Source organism: Tannerella forsythia (genome assembly GCF_003860135.1).
Lineage (GTDB): Bacteria > Bacteroidota > Bacteroidia > Bacteroidales > Tannerellaceae > Tannerella > Tannerella forsythia_A.
In genome coordinates this window covers 1-2,620 of sequence record NZ_RQYN01000124.1, presented here as the reverse complement: position 1 = coordinate 2,620, position 2,620 = coordinate 1, and the positions used below count along the sequence as shown (strand labels likewise).

Below are 2,620 nucleotides of genomic sequence, written 5' to 3'. Positions count from 1 at the left end.
CGGCGGTGGTGACGGTGATGGTGGCCGTACCGGGTGCGATGCCTTTGACCGTTCCGCTACCGTCGACGGTGGCGACGGCCGCCTGGGTTTTAACCGTTCTTTGGCCGTAGCTGCTGTAGTTACCGGCTTCATCCTTTACCACCACATTCACCAGATACTCGGTATCGGGATCGAGACCGGCAAGGATCCAGGTGGTGATATCGACAGACCCAGGACCTCCGGACGCCCCTCCCGACTTTTTCTTCCAGTACACCATATACGACAGCTCAGTTCAGCGTAATACTGTTGGCGGTAGAAGTAATGGTGCCGTAGCTGCCCGGCTTGGGTTTTTCTTTATCGGCCACCCGGGTTTTGACCGTTTTATAGCCGTAGTAATCGAACCTAATGGCTTCATCATATACCCGCACATTCACATCATACTCGGTATCGGGATCAAGGCCGGAAATGGTATAGGAGGTCATACCATAGACCAAATCGCTACGATTCCATGCTCCTGTTGGTCCTGTTGACGCTTTCTTCCATTCCACCAGATACCTTAGCCAGTTTTGCGGCGTTACATCGTCGCTGCCGGGTGTCCAGTTCAGCGTAATGGTGGTGTCGGTAAAGGTAATGGTACCGTAGCTGCCCGACTTGGGTTTCTCGGTATCGGCCGGCGATAGGGTTTTTAACGTCATTCTGCCGTACCAGCTGGATTTACGGGCTCGATCTTCTACCTGCACATTCACCAGATACTCGGTATAGGGTTCGAGACCGGTAATCTTATGGGAGACCTTACCGGGGTACGACTTACTATAATTCCACGATTCTGCTGACTTTTTCTTCCACATCACCTCATACCTTAACCATTCTTGCGGCGTTGCGTTATCGGTGGCGGGTGTCCATTGCAGCCCAATGGAGTTGGCGGTAATAGAAATGGGGCCGTAGCTGCCCGGCTTGGGGGGCTCGGTATCGGCTTTGGTTTTGAATATTCTTTCGCCGTAGTCTACGGCGTTATCGGCTTTATCGAATACCCGTACCTCCATCTTATACTCGGTATCGTGTTCGAGATTGGTAAGGGTTTCGGTGGTGATATCGGTGGCGATAGCAGTATGATAATTATACCCTCCTATGAATGACTTTTTCTTATAGTGCACCAGATACCTTAGCTGGTTTTGCGGCGTGACGTTGTCGCTGCCGCGTGTCCAGTTCAGCGTAATACTGTGTTCGGTAGAGGTAATGGCGCCGTAGCTGCCTGGTGTGGGTGCCTGGATATCGCTGCCATCGCCACCGCCGGCCGCTTTGGTTTGGACCTCTCTAATTCCGTAGCCTATGGTGTTATCGGCTTCATCCTTTACCCACACCTGCACCCGATACACGGTATTGGGTTCGAGACCGGTAAGGGTATGGGTGGTGGTGCCGATAACCGTATGATAATCCAACTGTCCTCCTGTTGACTTTTTCCCCCAGTACACCAGATACCTTAGCTGCAGTTCAGCGTAATACTGTTGGCGGTAGAAGTAATGGTGCCGTAGCTGCCCGGCTTGGGTTTTTCTTTATCGGCCGCTGCTTTGGTTTTGACCGTTCTTTCGCCGTAGTTTTCCCCGTAACCGGCTTCATCGTATACCCACACCTGCACGATATACTCGGTATCGGGTTCAAGGCCGGTAAGGGTATAGGTGGAGATATTGGTAATCAGATCGGTATTACTCCACTTTCCTCCTGACTTTTTTGTCCACCACACGACATACTTCAGCTTGTTTTGTGGCGTGACGTTATCGTTGCCTTTTGTCCAGTTTATCGTAATGATGGTCTGGGTAGAGACAATGGTGCTGTAGCTGCCCGGCCTGGGGGGCTGGGTATCGGCCGCCCATGCGGGGTTGGTTACGGTTATCGCCAAAAGGGCGATCATCCAAATCGAAAGTTGTTTTATTCGTTTCATGTTCATTAATTGTTAATTGTTAATGGTTAGTCAGCGTTCAGCATTTAACCACAAGTTGCACAAGTTATGACAAGTTGCACAAGTTTTTATTTGCGTTCATTTGCGCTATTTGTGTTTATTTGCGTTCGTAATTGCTTTTCGCGTTCGGAACATCGTAATTCGTAATTTGTTGCACAAGTTATGACAAGTTGCACTAATTTAATTGTCAGTTGTCAATGGTTATTCTTTACTACTCTGACTACTTTTGACTACTTTGCTTCCTTTTTCACTTTTCACTTTTCACTTTTCACTTTTCGTTCATTTGCGTTCATTTGCGCTATTTGTGTTTATTTGCGTTCGGAACATCGTCATTCGTCATTGATTTTCGCGTTCGTACCTTGCATGCCGATGGGCATTTCCTCGCAGGGTGCGTGCGAGCCTCCTCGCAGGGTGTATGCGACCTACCTCGCATGGTGTGTGCGAGCCACCTCGCAGGGTGTATGCGAGCCACCTCGCATGGTGCATGCGAGCCACCTCGCAGGGTGTATGCGAGCCACCTCGCAGGGTACGCGCGCACTGCCCCAACGTACGAAACGCGATCCGGATCATTTGACCGAAAGCGGTTTTTCGAATACCGCTGTACGCGGCCGGGTCGGGCGTCAGCAGGTTGTCGTAGAGATACGCTTTGATGGTGTGCCTTGTTTTACTCATCGTTGTGTCCTC

The 2,620-nt window shown here is 50.5% G+C and carries 3 protein-coding genes; all 3 read right to left on the bottom strand.

The window, feature by feature from the left end:
• Positions 1 to 266: 266 nt before the first annotated feature.
• Positions 267 to 1,418, bottom strand: a complete 1,152-nt coding sequence (locus tag EII41_RS13570) for a fibronectin type III domain-containing protein (protein ID WP_124791002.1) — start codon at positions 1,416 to 1,418, stop codon at positions 267 to 269.
• A gap of 41 nt (positions 1,419 to 1,459) precedes the next feature.
• Positions 1,460 to 1,918, bottom strand: a complete 459-nt coding sequence (locus EII41_RS13565; RefSeq protein ID WP_185711929.1) for a fibronectin type III domain-containing protein — start codon at positions 1,916 to 1,918, stop codon at positions 1,460 to 1,462.
• 354 nt (positions 1,919 to 2,272) lie between these two features.
• Positions 2,273 to 2,620, bottom strand: a 348-nt coding sequence (locus tag EII41_RS13560; RefSeq protein ID WP_221620735.1) for a hypothetical protein, incomplete at its 5' end; no start/stop codon positions are given.